Genomic DNA, 16,344 nt, shown 5'->3' with positions numbered 1-16,344 from the left:
GGGGTCTTCGTCGGGTCGATAAAACTTGTGTCGGCGGGGTTCGCGGAGCCCACACAACGGGGACTGACATGAATTTGATCGTCGCATTATGGGCAAAACCGCTCCATCTGGCATCCCCGACGATTTACGGTTTGGGCCCCCTCGCCAACCAGTCATCAAAAGCACTTTGATGATCGGCCACGGTTTTAAGGCTGTGGCGATGCCTTAGAACCGAAGCGCCGGAGCGAGAAAAGAGTTTGCGCAACCGTTTGATCCAGTACGAAGGGTAATTCAGCGCCAGCCAGGGACCGGGCCGAACACGACACTCGGCAGCCAACGCATCTCGTTCGGGGAACAACAAAGCCGCCAGTTGCCGCAACCGGTCGCCCAACGACCCTTGCGCCAACCCCATCACCGCCCGCTTCATGACGAACAAATGCTCGGCGTCGGCATAAATCAGATGATCGGCGCTCTCCAGCCAGGCTTCGTTGCCATCAAGACGCCCCAACACCAACGCGGGAAGCGGCGTACCGAAACGACGGGCCGCCAGCCCCAAAACCGACAGCGTCTGTTTTTCTAAACCGCAGGTGCAGGCGCGGGCCATGACCCGCTCCCAATCGAGATCATGGGTGTGGGCCAGCCAAGCAAAATCGACCATCCCGAGGGGGCCGATGCTCAGGCGGTGATCGACCGTGGCGTGCAGCGCCAAATGTAGAAGCAGATCAACCGGCTCCAAAAAACGGAGATCGCTCCCCCCGACCGTCCGAACGACGCTCCGCCCCCACAGGGTGGCCTCGTCATCGACGATCCAGGGGCGGTCGGCGAAGTCTCCGCGCGGCGAGGTCAGGCGTAGGTGCAACTCGACCGACACCCCATGGGGATGGTCAAGCCGGGGCAGATGTTTGATCTGGGTGACATAGGCCTGGGCATCGCCGTGCTCCTCGGGGACATAACCCTGGCCTTGCAAGATTTCGAATGCCTTCATTCCGTCGTCGGGATGAACCAGCAGGTCGATGTCGCGCAGTGGGCGCAGCCCCAGCGAGGGGTAGGCGAAGGTCGCCAGATAGGCCCCCTTGAGGGCGATGGTTTCGATCCCCGCCTCTTCAAGCAACCGGCACACCCGCACCAATTCGGCGTGGGTTTTTAGATTGCGCATACCCCAACGGCGCTGCTGCTGTTGCAAGGTTGCCGCCACCTCGTGTGGCACCCGCTCCAGCAGTCCGCCCCGGCTCAACCCCCAAAACAGCATCGGCCCCACCCGATGTTGCCGGACCAAATGCAGCACCGCCTGCCACTCCTCGGGATTCAAGGCGGCGACCCGCTGCGCCAAGTCGTCCGGCGGAGAGGGGGCCAACGCCCCGTAGACCAGCGACCGCACCCGGTCGGTCATGATGAAGGTTTCGGATGTGCTCATGCCGGACTCCATCCCCCGACCACCCCCGCCGCCACCTCGGCCCGACCGTCGATCAAGCCGTCGAGCCACTCGTGACGGTGGGTGACGATCAGAATCGTCATCTGCCCGTGCAGCCCCCGCACCGCCTCTAAAATCGCCCGTTCGTTGTCGCGGTCGAGCGCACTGGTCGCCTCGTCCAAGATCAGCAGCTCCGGGCGGCGCAGCAGGGCGCGGGCCAGGGCGAGCCGCTGTTTTTCACCCCCCGACAACCGCACCCCTCGCTCCCCGACCTGGGTGTCGAGTCCCTGGGGCAGGGCGAGCAAAAACTCGGCGGCGGCGTGGCGCAGGGCGTCGGCGATCTCTTCTTCGCTGGCCCGGTTGCCCCAGAGCAGGTTCTCCCGCGCCGTCCCGTCGAGGATGGTGGTCTCTTGCGGGACGTAGGCGATCTTGCTCCGCCAGCCCTGGGTGAGCGCCTGTTCCAGCGGCAGATCGTCGAGTCGCAGCGCCCCATGATCGGGGGGGATCAACCCGCAGATCAGATCGAGCAGGGTCGTCTTGCCGCTGCCCGAGGGGCCAACGATGGCGGTGGTGGCGCGGGCCGGAATGTGCAGCTCGGCGGCATTGACCACAAAATCGGAGGTGGGGTGGCGGTAGGCAACCGCCTCAAGGGCGATGGCGCGCAGCAGCGCGGGCGCCTCCCCCCCCGGCACATGACGGGTCGGATCGGCGTGTTCCTCCCCCTCGGCCACCAACAGCCGCCAGGTGGTGAAGGCGGGCAACATGTGCCAAAGCTGCTGGATTCCGGTTTGCACCTGCGACAGCGAGGGGAGCAGCTTGGCGAACAGGGCGATGAGTACCAAGAGGCTGGCGGTGGGCAGGTGCAGTACATCCAGCGCCACCCAGGTCAACCCCGCCAGCACCAGCGCCCCGCCGATTTTGTAGGTCGCCATCACCCGGGTGCGGACGTGGTTGAAGCGCAGTTGATGCCCCCGCAGCCGAGAGGTGATCCCCTCGAACAGGGCGACGTTTTCCCCCTCCTCGCCGTGGATCTTGGTCAGTTTCATCGCCGCCAAGAATTCTTGGGCCAGGGTGAACATCCCCCGAGTCGCCTGACTGAGCAGGGCGCCGCTGTGTTTGGCCACCGTGTCGCCACGGCGCAGCACCAACCAGAGCAGGGCGCCGGTAACCAGCGCCAGTGCGGTAACGAAGGGCGAAATCAGCAACGCCACGCCAAGGTAGACGGTGGTCAGCAGCGCGGTGGTGAGCAATTGCAGCAGATGGAAGGTTCCCGATCCGACCCGCTGAATGTCGTTGGTCAGCACCCCGAGCAGGTCGGCGCTGTGGCGTCGGGTCAGCCAGCGCCAGCGGGCGGCCGCCATGGCGTGGTAAAGGGTCAGGCGCAGATGGTCGCCAAAGCGCAGTTGCAGCGCCTGGGATTGCCGATCACGCAGCAAGGTCAACCAGGTTTGCAGCCCCACCAGCACCACGAAGAGGATCAAAGCGGTGGCCAGATTCAGGTGCAGCCCCACCGTTCCCAGCATCGCTTCGAAGGTGGCACTCCAGCCGTCCCCGCCCGCCCCCATCACCCCGGCCAGCGACAGCAACGGCAACAGCAGGACGAACCCCGCCCCGGCGGTCAGCGCCGCCAAAATGTTGGTGGTCAGCAAAAAGGCGACGGCGCGTCGGTCGAAATGCCAAAGCACCTTTAAAAAACGGCGTAGTTCCGCCGGTGTGGCCGATTGCCCCTGCACGTTCAGATCACCCATCGCGTCCATCCCTCAACAGCCCCCCGTGTATGGTTTGCGGGAGCTGCATCCCCCAACCGAAATTGCCCTCCAACAAACGCCCCCCTTGCGGGGTCAGCGCCCAATCCCAAGCGATGGTCGCCAGGTCGGGCAGCAGCCGTTGGTGCAGCAGAAGACTCCCCTGCCGCATCGCCGTCCATCCCGGCAGGATTTGCCCCGATAGAAGCGCCTCCACCTTGGCGATGCGCGCACGCGCCTCGGCAGGCAGGGGGACAGCCTCGGGAAAACGCTTGATCCGCCCATCCTCCGCCAGCGCAAGAATGACATAAAGGGGATGCCCCTCCTCGGAGCGCTCAACCGCCAGCTCCACCATGGCCCACGCCGACACTACCTCTTCGCCGACCCGCCGGGTGATCAAACGCAGGGTGGCAACGTCGTCGATGGCGCACGCCGTTTGCAGATCGGGGTGGGTGGTCAGCAGCGGCTGCACCAGCAGATCGTCCTTGGCCGCCATAGCGCGTAGGTGATCCGGCAATGCTTGTTCCTCAAGGGTTTTGCCGTGCAGGCAGCGGATCGAAAGCCGCCCACCCTGGCGCGCCAAGGCGAAGGCATCCTCGGCCCGATTGCCGCTGCGCAGCTTGACGAAGATGCCGCCGGGATGGTCGAGGTAGGGGGGCAAATCGGGCGTTCCTCCTTTCGGCAACACCCCCAAATTCCCCGCCGTGGCGACCCCCAGCGCCCGGGCCGCCTCGCTCAAGGCCGCCTTGTCCTGCACCAGGTCCAGCGAAGCGCGGGAGAGCCCCAAAGGGGCGCTCTCCCAGCGATGGAAGGGGACCGTCTCGGTGTCGTAGAGGTAATCCCACATTCGCCGGGCACCGTCTGCGCGATAGAGGCAAAAGGGGTACAGCGCCGCCGCCGGGATCCCCCCCAGCAGGCTGATTCGGGCCAGTCTCAACCCCTGCCGCCAAACCGGGATCCCCTCCGCCTCGGCCACCACAGGGCCCAACCGCCGCACCGTCCGCCACAAGGGGCCCCAGCCGCTCCAAAGGGCCCAACGCAGCCAAAGCAACAATTCCAACGGCCACCACACCAGCACGGGAATGGAGCGGGGCCGCCCCATCCGCCACAACGTGCGGTGGATACCCACCTGCCGGGACTGCCCCGGCAGCAAAAAGCGCGGATGGAGCACCCCATGGGGAAACGGGCGCCGAATCACCTCGCGCAGCAGCAAGCGCCACCAGCGGGAGAGGCTCACCCCTGCCCCCCCGTCGCCGCCCCTTCGTGCAGCCAGCGGTCGAGCCAAACCAGGGGGAGCAACGTTCTGAGCTGCGCATGAACCTGCTCCAACACTCGGCTGTCCCCCAGCGCCTCGGCCGCCTCGATCCGCGCCCGCAGCAGGGTCCGGTCGATCAAGGGCTCCAAGGCGGGGTGCAACCGCGCCTCGGCCACGCGGACTTGGGCCACGACCTTGGCGAGGTTCCCCTGAACCTCGCCCACCAGATTGCCCATCGATTTTTCGGGCTTCCATGCCACCTTGGGGCCCAGCACCGGGGCGACGGCGCGGCGATGCAGCAATCGCCCCATGCGGCGATCGGCCTTTTCGATGGCGGGGGTGTCGAGGTATTGCTGAATCAAGCGCACATCGAGCAGGGGCCAGCGGTAATCGACCCCGTAGGCGGCCGCCATCGACGTGCAGTTTTCTAGGCGGGTGGGGACAAACGCCTCGCCGAGACGTCCCAGGGCAAACTCGTTGATGCGCCGGTAGGGGGCGGCATATCGGGCCCGCTGGAGATGGTCGGCCACCAGATCGAGCCGCTCCACCATTTCGCCCCGCAAAAACCACCCCGCCTGAGCCCGCTCTTGCACCGCCAGAATGGGGCCAAAATGGTCGGAATTGGGCAGCCGGGTCGCCACCGCCTTGCCCCAGCGCAAACTCCGGGTGATCGGATTGCCCGGCAGGATGCCGAACAGGGGGCCGTAATGGCCTCGGTCGAGCATTTCGTGGCGCAGGTGATGGCCCGATTGGGTCACCACCTCGTCCCCCCCGAAGCCCGAATGCAGGGTCGGGATCCCCCGCAGTTGGCATTCCCGGTAAAACAAGATGTGGCCCGAGCCGTTGCCGTGCTCCTCGGGGTAGCCCAGCACCCGCAGCGCCTCGTCGATCCGTTCGTTTTTGTCTTCGAACATCCGGTTGGTGATCACATGGTTGTGCCGGATGCCGGCATAGAGGCTGGTCCCCAGGATGCAGTCGGGCTCCTCCTCGCTGAAGGCGTAGCCGAAGGCGTGCAGCCGGTCGCCGGGATTGCCGAGCAGATGAGCCAGGTAGGCGGCGATGCTGGAGGAATCGAGGCCGCCGCTGTGTTCGGTCCCAATGGGGTGGTCGGGATCGAGACGGCAGGTGATCGCCTCTTCTAGCCGCTCCCGGTAGGCCTCGACCCAACGTTCGTCATGGCGCAGGGCGAAGGGGGGATCGTTACGGAATTCGAAGTAGCGCCTGGGCTCGCTCGTCGCCCCGTTGGCGACGCCAAGCAGATGGCTGCCGGGGAGCTTGAGCACCCCGGAAAAACCGGTGGTGGTGTGACTTTTTGAAGTGCAAGCCAGAAAACGGGCCATCCAGTCGGGGTCGGGTTCGGGGCGGTCGCGCCCCAAGGTGGGGAAGACCGCCGCCGAAGAGGCGACGATCAGCGCTTTACCGGTGTTCAGGTAATAGAGCGGCTTGATCCCCAGGGGATCGCGAACAAGCAGGGCGCTCCCTTCGCGGGGATCGACCGCCATGAAGGCGAAATCGCCAACCAGATGCTCGGGCAGCGACCGCCCCCAGCGCTCGTACCCCGCCAGTACCAGCGCGGCGTCGCCCCCCTCCTCCATCCCCAACTGCGCCCGCAACTCACCCCGGTTGTCGAGCCGCCCCCAGAAGAGGATGACCCTGCCGCTGCGGGGGCACACCAGGGGGAGCGGCTCGTCGGGGTCGCCGTGGCCGCGATGGCGCAGCTGAACCGCCAGCAGCCGCTCGCCGCGATGAATGCCGGTTCGCTCAGGGGGGGTCAAAGGTGCCAGGGCGGCCAGCAAGCGCTCGGGGTCGCCCCACTGCTCGGGGGCGGCACTGTCGTCGAGGGTCAGAATGGCGGCAAACATGGGTGGGCGACTCCGGGAAGGGCGCGACAAGGGGGAGGGATGATACACGGCGCGGCGGGGATCCCAATCGCGGCAAGGCGGCCGCTGGGTTTTGAAACAGCAAGGGTTCGGCGACAGGGTCGCCTCCTACGACATCGGATTCGGCGGCGGCATCGGGTTCGGTGAGATCGCCGCTTTTGTAGGAGCGGACCGAAGTCCGCGAACAGACGGCGCGGCGTTTGTGAGGTTGCTGCGCTGCCTGCGAATGGGTGGCCCGCCCTGCTTGGTTCGGCGATGGGGTCGCCTCCTACGTGGGGCGGACCGAATCCATCGGTGGGCCAACCGGTCTTGGGGGGAAGAACCGCCGCGACACGACGTCTCCCTCCACCGACCCCATTGGGCCGAATTCCTGCCTTGACTTCACGGGACGGGGGGGGTAAAAGCCTGCGAAACACCCACCCCGTGGGGCACCCGCCCCATCGTCACCCCCCTTCAGGAGCGTCCCACCTATGCACACCGCCCCAACCCCCGAAACCGCCCAACGTCTTGCCTACACCCCCCCCAGCATCGTCGACCTGGAGGCGCTGGAAGAGACCGAGGCGAAAACAACCGTCGCCCCCATCGAGAGCGGCACCGCCGTAGGCCCCTCTTAACCCCTGCGAACCTCGGCCTTTTGACAACGCCCCGCCCCGGCATCCCGGCGCGGGGCGTTGTTTTGGGTCGCCCCGCCGTCATGTCGACCCTTTACTTGCCAATCGCCGTTCACCCCTTAATCTGCCGGGACTTTTTCACACTTCATCGATCCCCCGAGTCCCATGTCCCACCGCCACCTCCTCTACGGACTGACCCTCGAAAGCGTCATCCCCCTGCCCGAAGCGCCTGAAATCGCCGCCGACGGGGCGGCCGACGTGTGCATCGTCCGGGGCCAGGCGTCCGAAGCGCTGCTGCCCGAATCGAGCCGTTTGACCCCCAACCTCAAGATCGCCGCCGACGCCGTTTGGCTGCGCGTTCCCCAGGTCGGCAGCTTCCTCGCCCAGGGGGGGAATCGGGTCGTGATCGATGCCGAACCGGGGGCCGACGAAGACACGCTGCGCCTCTTCCTGCTCGGCTCGATGTTGGGGGCGATCCTGTTGCAGCGGGGTTTTTTGGTGCTGCACGGCAATGCGGTGGCGCTCGATGGGCAGGCGTTGCTGTGTTTGGGCCGCTCGGGGGCAGGCAAATCGACCCTGGCCGCCGCCTTCATGAAACGGGGCCACCCGGTGCTGGCCGACGACGTGGTGCCGGTCTGCGCCGACGGCAATGCCATCCCCGGCATCCCCCGCATCAAGTTGTGGCAGGAGGCGGCCGACGATCTGGCCATCGACACCTCGGGTTTGCAACGCATCGGCAGGGACTTCGAGAAGTACCACCTCCCCCTGGCCCACGCCCAGCCGCTCGCCCCCATGCCGGTGCGCTGGGTTTACATCCTGATCCCCCATGACGGCCACGATCTGCGTTTCGAAGCGATCGAGGGGCGCAACCGCTTTTTGCCGTTGTCGCGCAACCTTTACCGCCGCCGCTTCGGCTCCGCCATGGGGCGTCACGAGGCACAATTGGCGCAAATCGGCCTGCTCGCCGGTCGCATCCGGCTGTGCCGCATCCTCCGCCCCGCCGGGGGGGATTACCCGGCCGAGAAGCTGGCCGGGTTGATTTTGGACGACATCGCCCGGAACGCCCCGGCGCAGGGGACGGGCGGATGATGGCGGCACGGGTTGTTACCTTTCCCCCGCCCGCCCCCACCCAGGCGTCATTCCGGGACGCCGCAGCCGAACCCGGAATCCACCCGAAACCAACCACGCCCCATCCCTGGAACGCCATGCCAAGCGGTGGATTCCGGGTTCCCCTGCATCCCTTCGGGACTCCGGGGCCCCGGAATGACGCCTCATCGGGGGGGACGGAATGCACCGCCACGAGGCCCACCCCATGAGCCGTTACCGCCTTTGCGGCCTGACCCTGGAAAGCGACCTCCCCCTGCCGGAGCTCCCCCTTTCGGACGGCCTCCCCGACGCCATCGTCGAGATCGGACCCATCCCCAAGGATGGTCCCGCCGAGATTCCCCGCATCGGCCCCCTGACCCGGGCCGACCGCCACAACCTGTGGCTGGCAATCCCCAAGGTGGCCCGGTTCTGGGTGCGGGGCGGCAATCGCATCGTCATCGATCCCGAACCCGGCAGCGACGAGGCCAGCATCCGCAACTTCTTGCTCGCCTCCCCATTGGCGGCGCTGCTTTTCCAGCGCGACCGCTTGGTCATGCACGGCGCCGCCGTCGAAATCAACGGGCAGGCGATCTTGATTTTGGGCAGTTCGGGCAGCGGCAAATCGACCCTGGCCGCCGAGCTGATGAAACGGGGGCATCGCATCGTGGCCGACGACGTGATCGCCCTGGACGAGCAACACCGAGCGCTGCCGGGAATCCCCCGCCTCAAGCTGTGGCGCAACGCGCTGAAGATGCTCGACATCCCCCGCGACGACCTGACCCCCGTCCGACCGGGGTTGGAGCGCTACCACCTCCCGTTGGCCGATGCCGTCACAACCCAACCGTCGCCGGTGCGCTGGGTCGTGCTCCTTTCAGCCACCACACTGGAAGAAATCGTCGCCGAACCGCTGTGGGGGATGAACCGCTTCATGCCGCTGCGCAAAAACACCTACCGCATCTCCTTCATGGACCACATGGGCCTCAAAACCCAGCACATGGCCCAAATCGCCGCCCTATCGGGACACATCCGGCTTTGGGCTCTGTCCTACCCTGGCGGCGGCGATTACGTCGGCGCCCTGACCGACCGCTTGCTCGACCTTGTCCACACAGGTGAAGCATGAGTGGATCGAGCTACTGGCTGGCCTCCTATCCTAAATCGGGCAACACCTGGTTTCGCGCCTTTTTGACCGCCCTGCGGGGGAAGGAGGAGGCGCAGATCGACATCAACAACATGCAGACCGATGGCATCGCCAGTGGACGGCGGTGGATCGACGAGGTGTTGGGATTCGATTCGGCCGACCTGACCCCCGACGAGATCATGCATTTGCGCCCCCTGGTTTACCGCTGGAGCGGGGCGGAGCCTGAGCCCCGCTACGTCAAGGTGCACGACGCCTACGTTCGCCTTGCGAATGGCGATGCGCTCTTCCCCGCCGAGGCGACCACCGCAGCGCTCTACATCGTGCGCAACCCCCTCGATGTCGCCCCCTCGTTTGCCCGCCACATGGGGATGAATCTGGACGACACCATCGCCGCGATGGGCAACCCCGATTTCGGGCTGGTCATGGGAACCCATGGCATCGGCAACCAGGTACATCAGCCGATGGGAACCTGGTCGGACCACGTTTTGAGTTGGATCGAGGCCGAAGGGATCCGACTGGAGGTCATCCGCTTCGAGGACATGAAAAACGCCCCCCTGTCCACCTTCACCCGCGCCGCCACCCTGCTGGGACTGCCGAGCAATCCCGAGCGGGTGAGCCGGGCCATCGACGCCGCCGCCATCGAAAATCTGCGGGCGCAGGAGGCGGAAAAGGGGTTCCGGGAGCGCTCCCGCAAAGCGGGGGCCTTCTTCGGCGAAGGGAAAACCGGGGGGTGGCGCGACAAGCTCAACCCCGAGCAGGTAGCCAAAATCGTCACCGACCACGGGGAAGTGATGCGGCGGCTGGGTTATTTGGACGATGCGGGGAATCCGGTGTGAACCGCCCCGTCATCCCCGGGCAAAACCCGAGGGGTGCAATTCCCAACACCGCCCCGTGGAAATACCCTTCACCTGACACCGTTTCACCGACCACCCACATCTCAACGAGGAACCCGACGTGGCCAACATCGCCCTGACCACCCGCATCGAGCGCAACCCCGACCTGATCGCCACCGACATGGACGGCGAGGTCGTCATGATGAGCATCGCCAAGGGGAAGTATTACGGCATCGACGCCACCGGATCGGACATCTGGGGCTGGTTGGAGAAGCCGCTAACCGTGGCCGAGATCGCCGAGAAGCTCTGCGCTGTTTATGAGGTCGATGAGGCAACCGCCCAGGCCGACACGCTCGCCTTCGTGGCGCAAATGCTGGAGCACGAGGTGGTGCAGGTGTGTTGAGGGGGAACGTCGCAACGACCTCACAAACGCCGCGCCGTCTGTTCGCGGACGGGGTCCGCTCCTACGAAGGCGACGATGTCGTGGGGGGCGACCCCGTCGCCGAACCAGGCGGGGCGGGCAAACCGTTCGCGGACGGGGTCCGCTCCTACGAAGGCGGCGATGTCGTGGGGGGCGACCCCGTCGCCGAACCAGGCGGGGCGGGCAAACCGTTCGCGGACAGGGTCCGCTCCTACAAAAGCGGCGATGTCGTAGGAGGCGACCCCGTCGCCGAACCAGGCGGGGCGGGCAAATCGTTCGCGGACAGGGTCCGCTCCTACAAAAACGGCAATGTTGTAGGAGGCGACCCCGTCGCCGAACCAGGCGGGGCGGGCAAACCGTTCGCGGACGGGGTCCGCTCCTACAAAAGCGGCGCTGTCGTGGGGGGCGACCCCGTCGCCGAACCGGGCAGGGCGGGCAAACCGTTCGCGGACGGGGTCCGCTCCTACAAAAGCGGCGATCTCACCAAACCCGACCCCGTCGCCGAACATCCTCCCTCAATGAAAACCCCATGACCCCCGCCCTCATCCTACGCAAGGCCCGCACCCTTGCCCGCCGCTCCAAACTCGAAAAGGTCTGGTTCCTGCCGGTCTTCGTGCTGCTGGGGCTGGCGCGGCTGGCGCTGCTCATCGCCCCCTTCCGCCGCATCGCCCCCCATCTGGGGGTTATGAATCCCGACGGCCCCGCCATCCCCTTGGCGACACGTGCGCAAATGAGCCGCGCCTACCGCCTGGGACGACTGATCGAGGCGACCGCCGCGATCACCCCCTGGCAGTCGAAGTGTCTGGCCCAGGCGATGGTGGCGGCGCTGGCGCTGCGGGTGCACCGCATCCCCTACCTACTCTGCCTCGGGGTCGCCAAAGACGAAGCCAAGGGGCTCAAGGCCCATGCCTGGGTCGCCACCGACCGGGTGGCGGTGACCGGGGGGAGGTCGTTTTTGGGATTCGCGGTGGTGGGGGCATTCGAGTACGGGGGGAATGAATGACCGATTTTCCCGGTCCGGTTGCGCTCGTGGCGATCAAGCAAGAACACCACGGGCACGGCATCCCCGCCTTGATCGATCCCGATTCCGGGATCGTCGCGGCAAGGATCGCATCGCGGCTCGATCCCAAAAGGGGATAAACGATGGACCAACATACCGGGGCGTCGCGGGAGCAGATCGAGCAACTGTGCATCGACTGCGGTTTATGTTGCGACGGCACCCTGTTCGACGTGGGGAGGATCTACGGCGACGAGGATCTTGCGCTGGCGCGCTCGCTGGGGTTTTCCATCGGGCGCAGGGGCGAAAAAACAATCTTCGCCTTGCCTTGTCGTCATTTCGACCGGGCATGCACCATCCACGCGGCGCCCCGTCCCCACATCTGCGGCGCCTTTTTTTGTACCCCGCTGCGACTTCTTCAGCGGGGGGCCATCGCACTGGAGCAGGCGCGGGCACAGTTGGAACAGACGGTGGCGCTGCAACGCCGTTTTGCCCGTTTGTGCAGCCTCGATCCCGACCTGGCGGGGCTTCCGATCGCCGCCGTGCGCAAACATTTGCACGCGCAAGGGCTCGACGCCGAGCAACAACGGGCCCTACGGCAACGCCATGGCGAGCTCTACCTGATCGGCCTCAAGCTCTTCCCCCTGATCGACGCATTGATGAACCGGGGTCCGGGGAGACGGGAGGGGGACTGAAGACGGCCGCCGGGCTCGGGCGAGGATGGAACCCTGGCGGATCAAGACGACCGCTCCCGACCGACCAACCCCTCCCTGAAGAGCAGATTCAAATCGCTGCGCACCTTGGCATCGGGTACATCGGCCCCACCCTCCAGAACCGCCAGACATCCCTGCCCCTGCTCGACCCGCAGCAACACGCCGCTGTGGGAATCGAAGGCCGACAGACTGCCGTCCGGGTGCAGCACCCGACGCACCCCATCGCCCCAACGGTCGCCCGATTGCCATTGACCGCGCCGCCGCAGCAATAGCGGCAAACGGCTGCATACCCACGCGGAGCCGTACCGCTCGTGATAGAGCAGGGTGTGGGCGCCGATCCCCAATTCCAAAAAGAAGGTTCCGGTCAGAAAGTTCAGGTGGATGAAACCGGCAAAACGCTTGTACAGATCGGGCAGCTCGGCGGGATCGGGGCCACGGTCAACCGTGTAGTGGTAGGAGGGGATCAACCGCTCGGGGTCGATCAGGCGCAGATCCGACACCCCGAAGGCGGTCGGCTCCAACGCCACCGGCGATCCGTGGGCGACGTAGTAGGCGCCGAAGGCGCAGGTGGTGACCATCGTCTTGAGCGCGACGAGAAAACGGACCGTCTCCTGCGCCTGCTCGTGGGTCTCGCCGGGAAAACCGATGAAGTTTTGCAGGTCGATCCCGACCCCGTGGGCCGCCATCCGCCGGATCGTCTCGACCCCCCGTTGCGGATCGGTCCCTTTGCGCATCGTCTCCAGCATCTGCGCCGATCCCGACTCGTTGCCAAACGAGACCTGCCGCAAACCGCTGCGCACCAGCGCCGCGACCGTGTCGTCGTCGAAACTCTTTTCGTAACGCAGCCACGCCGACCAAACAAAGTCCAAACCGGCGCCGTGTAAAAACTCGGCAATCTCCCGGCCGCGCTTGGGGGGAAGACAATCGTCGGTGAAGAACAGGCAGCGGGCGCCGAACCGCTCCTTGAGGGTGCGCAGATCCTGCTCGATCTTCGCCATCGAACGGATGGCGTAGCGCCCCTTGTGGCCGTAGCCGCAGGAGCAAAAGGCGCATTGGCCGTAGTAGCAAGTCCGGGTGTTGCCCAAAAAGAAGATCGGTTCGGGGGTGAGGTAGCGGCTCAAGTCGAGCCCCCCGTAGTCGGGGGTCGGCAACTGGTCGAGATCGGTAACGGGGGCGATCGTCGCCAGGTCGTCGGGCAGCGCAAACCGGGCGCGAACGGCGGGGGAGAGCATCAGGTTTTTGTGAATCCCCCCCGCCTGCGCTGGATCGCACACCAGATTGAGCAGATTGCCCAGCGGCCCCTCCCCCTCGCCGAAAACAAAACCGTCGGCCAGGGCAAACGCCCGCTGCGCAAAGCGACGCAGGGTATCCTCGGCCAGACTGATCGCCGCCCCCCCCATGACGACCGGTACCCCGGGGAAGAGCTCGTGCGCCATGCGGGCCAGGGCAAAGGCGAAATGGAGTTGCCCGGTGTAGGTGACCGAAAGGCCGATCCAGTCGAAGGGGCCCGAGCCGACGAGTTCGGCAAGTCGACGCTGAATCGCTTCATGGAAAGGGTGGGACTCGGGATCGGCGGCGAAGGCCTCGCAGCTGTCGAAGGTGGCGGGGTGGCGCATCGACAGGGCATCGCCGTTGAAACGCAGGTTGGGGTGGGCCGCCTCGATCAGATCGAACCCCCGGGCGAGCAGACGGTGGGCATGCAGGTAGCGTTCGGGATCGTAAAACGCCTCCCGGTCGCGCATGACCCCCTTGGCCGCCTCGATCCCCTCGGCCACGACATCGACCATCAGAAGCGCTTCGCGCAGCCGCTTGCCCCCCCTTTCGGGATCCTCCGCAGCCGCCTTGCGTCGAATTCGCCCCCCCAACGCCGCGATCCCCGCCGCAGAGAACAGCTCCTCCATCACCTCGATCCCCAAATCGCGCTGCACCACCCGCACGCCACGGGCGCGCAAAAAGGCGGTCAACACCGGAAGGCTCGCATGGGGATGCGTCAGGGAATTGAGCGGCGGCGAAATCAACAATACCGACATGGACGGCGCTGCCATCGGACCCATCGGCTCAACCAAGCCCGAAATGTTCGAACATGGCCCGCGCCTCGGGGGAGAGCCGCTGCGCGACGAGGGTTTGCAGCCGCTCGATCTCGACCTGGTCGAGGTAGTCGCGATACCCCCCCACCTTCCCCTTGCGCACCTTGAACATCTCGGGATCGCCGTTAGGGTCGGGCATCCCGGCATGGCCCGCCCCTTGTTCCTCCCGCTGCATCGCCGCAAAGCTCGCCTCGGCCACCGCCTCGGCCACCTGGTCGGGATCGACCTCCACCCCCAGATGGCACAACAGCCGGGTTAGCTCCCCCGCCGTGTCGGCATGCAGCCCTTCGTAGGTGAGCACGTGCATCCCCAGCCACGCATCTTGCGCGGCCCAGCCGTTCAGGTAGTCGCAATAGCGGCTCAGGCTCCCCTCCTCCCACGCTATGAACTCCGACAGGCTCCCCGCGAACGCCCCCAGCTTGCGGTGCTGGAAATAATCGGAGACCACCACGTCGGGGATCGAACGCAGCAGCAGAATATCGCCCCCACGGCGGAGCGAGGCGGCGGCGTGGCTGGCCACCACCAGGGGCATCCGGGCCACGTGGCCAAACGGGTAATGCTCCACCCCCTTCAGGCCGGGGCGATCGTTGGGGATGAGGGTGAACAGGGTTTGCAGGTTGACCGTCACCTGCAAGTCGAAGTGGCGGTTGAGATAGTGGGCCAGCAGGGTGCGCAGCCAGGTGCGGCCACATTTGGGAAAGGAGTGGATCGTCGCGGCGGGAGCGGCTGCGGGGCGAGCGACCCCGGCCCCCTTTTTTGGGGCGGCCAACATCCGCAACACCGCTTCGGAATTGGGGTTGAGGCGGGGCACCAGCTTGAAGTGGGAAAAACCCATGCGGGCGAACTTGTCGACATCGAAGAAGGTGTGGCCGGTCTCCTGGCGCGGCAGCCACGGCGTTGAGCACCCCGCCCCGGGGGTTTTCTCCTTGCCCCAGTGGCGTTGGGAGATGGCGACATAACAGGTGCGGGCCGGACAGGCATAGGCACAGTTGGCGTTGGCGAACAGAACAATCCGCTCCTTGTCGGGCAAGGCGGCCAGAAAGAGGTCGTCGTCGTTCATGTCCATCGGAATGACGGCGCGGTCGTAGAGTTCGAGCGCCTGCTCGACCTTGTCCACCGTCGTCAGGTGTTTGATGAGACTGGCTTTAAGCAGGTAATCGGGGAAGTCGCGGCGAATGCGGCGGGCCAGGGTGTCGTTGGTGCAGACGATGGCGTTGCCGGGGCGATGGAAGCGCTCCAGAAACGGCCCATTGGCCCGGTAGACCGCCTCGTCGAAATAGTGGCCGGTCAGGGTCAGGCTCACCCCGATCCCCCGCCCATTCAGGGTTGCGATGTGGCGGTCGGTCAGGCTGTGTTCCAGGTTGTAGCCACGCCCTCCGTAAAAACGGGAGGGGTAGACGGCGTTGCCGAAGACCGCCTCGACCTGGGCGATATCGAGGTAGGGGTAATAAACCTTGAGATAATCGCTCGGATCGGCGCCGGGGAGGATCCTGCGCGAAGAGACCTCGAACCGATACGCGGGATTGCGAAACGCCGCATGGTGACGGGCGAAGTCGATGACGTTGGTCCCTGCCGGGGTGGTCATGGCTCATGCTCCGGGTTTCTGGGTTCGGCAACGGGGGGGCACGCGATCATGGGGGAAAGCCCCAAAAACGACGCCCCCAGGGGAGAATCCCCGGGGGCGTTGGGCAAGGCTCGAACGATGGCCAGATCCGTGCTTATGACACCCCCACAATCCCGAAGTAGCCTGTCGCCTCCTTGGTCGAATAAATCTTGCCTTGCGTCGCCTGGGCGGAGAGGTCGACGCACGCGGGGGGGGTGTAGGGTTTGCGGGCTTGGATCGACGGGGCGGCGTTGCTGTCGGCTGCGTGCGTGCGATTGAAGATGTGGACATCGGACATCGGGGTGATCCTCCTGGGTTTTGGGTTCATGAGTACCTGAATCCGTGCCCAAAAATCCCCGCATCCCACCCGGTACTAGTGACGACGAATTTTTTTAGAAGAGTCGCCTAGTCCATATGAAAAACCTTTCATGGCGACCTTTTTAAGGTCATTTTTCGCCCAGTTTATGACCTATTTTTGCGTTCGGGCAAAAGAAGACCATTCGCCCTTTATTGGGGCGTTACACGTGTTTTTTTTTGCCGATTTTCGGCGCTATCCCGTGCAGCATAGATCCACATAATGATCCC

General features: G+C 65.5%; 14 protein-coding genes. 6 read left to right on the top strand and 8 right to left on the bottom strand.

Annotation, left to right across the window (positions count from 1 at the left end):
- Positions 1-124: 124 nt before the first annotated feature.
- The 4 genes from AUJ55_11115 to AUJ55_11100 are packed head-to-tail and all read right to left on the bottom strand — an operon-like array spanning position 125 to position 6,252.
- The gene (locus AUJ55_11115; GenBank protein OIO54981.1) at positions 125-1,393 is read right to left on the bottom strand and encodes a hypothetical protein; all 1,269 of its coding nucleotides are present in this window, start codon (positions 1,391-1,393) and stop codon (positions 125-127) included.
- Positions 1,390-3,147, bottom strand: coding sequence for a hypothetical protein (locus tag AUJ55_11110; GenBank protein OIO54980.1), 1,758 nt, complete (start codon positions 3,145-3,147; stop codon positions 1,390-1,392). The genes AUJ55_11115 and AUJ55_11110 overlap by 4 nt, the downstream gene beginning before the upstream one ends.
- Positions 3,131-4,372, bottom strand: a complete 1,242-nt coding sequence (locus AUJ55_11105; protein OIO54979.1) for a hypothetical protein — start codon at positions 4,370-4,372, stop codon at positions 3,131-3,133. The genes AUJ55_11110 and AUJ55_11105 overlap by 17 nt, the downstream gene beginning before the upstream one ends.
- The gene (locus AUJ55_11100; GenBank protein ID OIO54978.1) at positions 4,369-6,252 is read right to left on the bottom strand and encodes a hypothetical protein; all 1,884 of its coding nucleotides are present in this window, start codon (positions 6,250-6,252) and stop codon (positions 4,369-4,371) included. Before AUJ55_11100 ends, AUJ55_11105 begins: the two co-directional genes overlap by 4 nt.
- A gap of 794 nt (positions 6,253-7,046) precedes the next feature.
- Between AUJ55_11100 and AUJ55_11095 the strand changes: the two genes are divergently transcribed.
- From AUJ55_11095 to AUJ55_11080, 4 genes are all read left to right on the top strand, one after another.
- Positions 7,047-7,970, top strand: coding sequence for a hypothetical protein (locus AUJ55_11095; GenBank protein ID OIO54977.1), 924 nt, complete (start codon positions 7,047-7,049; stop codon positions 7,968-7,970).
- A gap of 199 nt (positions 7,971-8,169) precedes the next feature.
- Positions 8,170-9,087, top strand: coding sequence for a hypothetical protein (locus AUJ55_11090; GenBank protein ID OIO54976.1), 918 nt, complete (start codon positions 8,170-8,172; stop codon positions 9,085-9,087).
- Positions 9,084-9,941: a hypothetical protein gene (locus AUJ55_11085; protein ID OIO54975.1), complete on the top strand. Its 858-nt coding sequence runs from the start codon at positions 9,084-9,086 to the stop codon at positions 9,939-9,941. The genes AUJ55_11090 and AUJ55_11085 overlap by 4 nt, the downstream gene beginning before the upstream one ends.
- A gap of 118 nt (positions 9,942-10,059) precedes the next feature.
- The gene (locus AUJ55_11080; GenBank protein OIO54974.1) at positions 10,060-10,341 is read left to right on the top strand and encodes a hypothetical protein; all 282 of its coding nucleotides are present in this window, start codon (positions 10,060-10,062) and stop codon (positions 10,339-10,341) included.
- 20 nt (positions 10,342-10,361) lie between these two features.
- Here AUJ55_11080 and AUJ55_11075 read toward each other — a convergent pair whose 3' ends face one another.
- Positions 10,362-10,868 (bottom strand): hypothetical protein, encoded by a 507-nt coding sequence (locus tag AUJ55_11075; protein OIO54973.1) that lies wholly within the window; start codon positions 10,866-10,868, stop codon positions 10,362-10,364.
- Positions 10,869-10,888: 20 nt separating this feature from the next.
- Here AUJ55_11075 and AUJ55_11070 point away from each other — a divergent pair, with 20 nt between their 5' ends.
- Both AUJ55_11070 and AUJ55_11065 read left to right on the top strand, forming a co-directional pair.
- A complete protein-coding gene (locus tag AUJ55_11070) occupies positions 10,889-11,362 on the top strand; it encodes a hypothetical protein (protein ID OIO54972.1) in 474 nt (157 codons plus the stop codon).
- Between the two features lie 140 nt (positions 11,363-11,502).
- Complete coding sequence (locus tag AUJ55_11065) at positions 11,503-12,051, top strand: hypothetical protein (protein ID OIO54971.1); 549 nt, start codon at positions 11,503-11,505, stop codon at positions 12,049-12,051.
- Between the two features lie 41 nt (positions 12,052-12,092).
- On the opposite strand, the gene AUJ55_11060 is transcribed toward AUJ55_11065, so the two are convergent.
- From AUJ55_11060 to AUJ55_11050, 3 genes are all read right to left on the bottom strand, one after another.
- Positions 12,093-14,099, bottom strand: coding sequence for a hypothetical protein (locus AUJ55_11060; GenBank protein ID OIO54970.1), 2,007 nt, complete (start codon positions 14,097-14,099; stop codon positions 12,093-12,095).
- Between the two features lie 28 nt (positions 14,100-14,127).
- Positions 14,128-15,741, bottom strand: coding sequence for a hypothetical protein (locus AUJ55_11055; GenBank protein ID OIO54969.1), 1,614 nt, complete (start codon positions 15,739-15,741; stop codon positions 14,128-14,130).
- 133 nt (positions 15,742-15,874) lie between these two features.
- Positions 15,875-16,057: a hypothetical protein gene (locus AUJ55_11050; protein OIO54968.1), complete on the bottom strand. Its 183-nt coding sequence runs from the start codon at positions 16,055-16,057 to the stop codon at positions 15,875-15,877.
- Positions 16,058-16,344: the final 287 nt, after the last annotated feature.

The sequence above is a fragment of the Proteobacteria bacterium CG1_02_64_396 genome (genome assembly GCA_001872725.1).
Lineage (GTDB): Bacteria > Pseudomonadota > MNWR01 > CG1-02-64-396 > CG1-02-64-396 > CG1-02-64-396.
The sequence above is the reverse complement of the archived record's forward strand: the minus strand, read 5'-3'. Positions and strand labels throughout refer to the sequence as shown.

Bases quoted from the DNA above. Each gene is read 5' to 3' on its own strand.
- AUJ55_11115 (OIO54981.1), bottom strand. From the start codon at position 1,393: ATGAGCACATCCGAAACCTTCATCATGACCGACCGGGTGCGGTCGCTG.
- AUJ55_11110 (OIO54980.1), bottom strand. From the start codon at position 3,147: ATGGACGCGATGGGTGATCTGAACGTGCAGGGGCAATCGGCCACACCG.
- AUJ55_11100 (OIO54978.1), bottom strand. From the start codon at position 6,252: ATGTTTGCCGCCATTCTGACCCTCGACGACAGTGCCGCCCCCGAGCAG.
- AUJ55_11095 (OIO54977.1), top strand. From the start codon at position 7,047: ATGTCCCACCGCCACCTCCTCTACGGACTGACCCTCGAAAGCGTCATC.
- AUJ55_11090 (OIO54976.1), top strand. From the start codon at position 8,170: ATGCACCGCCACGAGGCCCACCCCATGAGCCGTTACCGCCTTTGCGGC.
- AUJ55_11085 (OIO54975.1), top strand. From the start codon at position 9,084: ATGAGTGGATCGAGCTACTGGCTGGCCTCCTATCCTAAATCGGGCAAC.
- AUJ55_11075 (OIO54973.1), bottom strand. From the start codon at position 10,868: ATGTTCGGCGACGGGGTCGGGTTTGGTGAGATCGCCGCTTTTGTAGGA.
- AUJ55_11070 (OIO54972.1), top strand. From the start codon at position 10,889: ATGACCCCCGCCCTCATCCTACGCAAGGCCCGCACCCTTGCCCGCCGC.
- AUJ55_11065 (OIO54971.1), top strand. From the start codon at position 11,503: ATGGACCAACATACCGGGGCGTCGCGGGAGCAGATCGAGCAACTGTGC.
- AUJ55_11060 (OIO54970.1), bottom strand. From the start codon at position 14,099: ATGTCGGTATTGTTGATTTCGCCGCCGCTCAATTCCCTGACGCATCCC.
- AUJ55_11055 (OIO54969.1), bottom strand. From the start codon at position 15,741: ATGACCACCCCGGCAGGGACCAACGTCATCGACTTCGCCCGTCACCAT.
- AUJ55_11050 (OIO54968.1), bottom strand. From the start codon at position 16,057: ATGTCCGATGTCCACATCTTCAATCGCACGCACGCAGCCGACAGCAAC.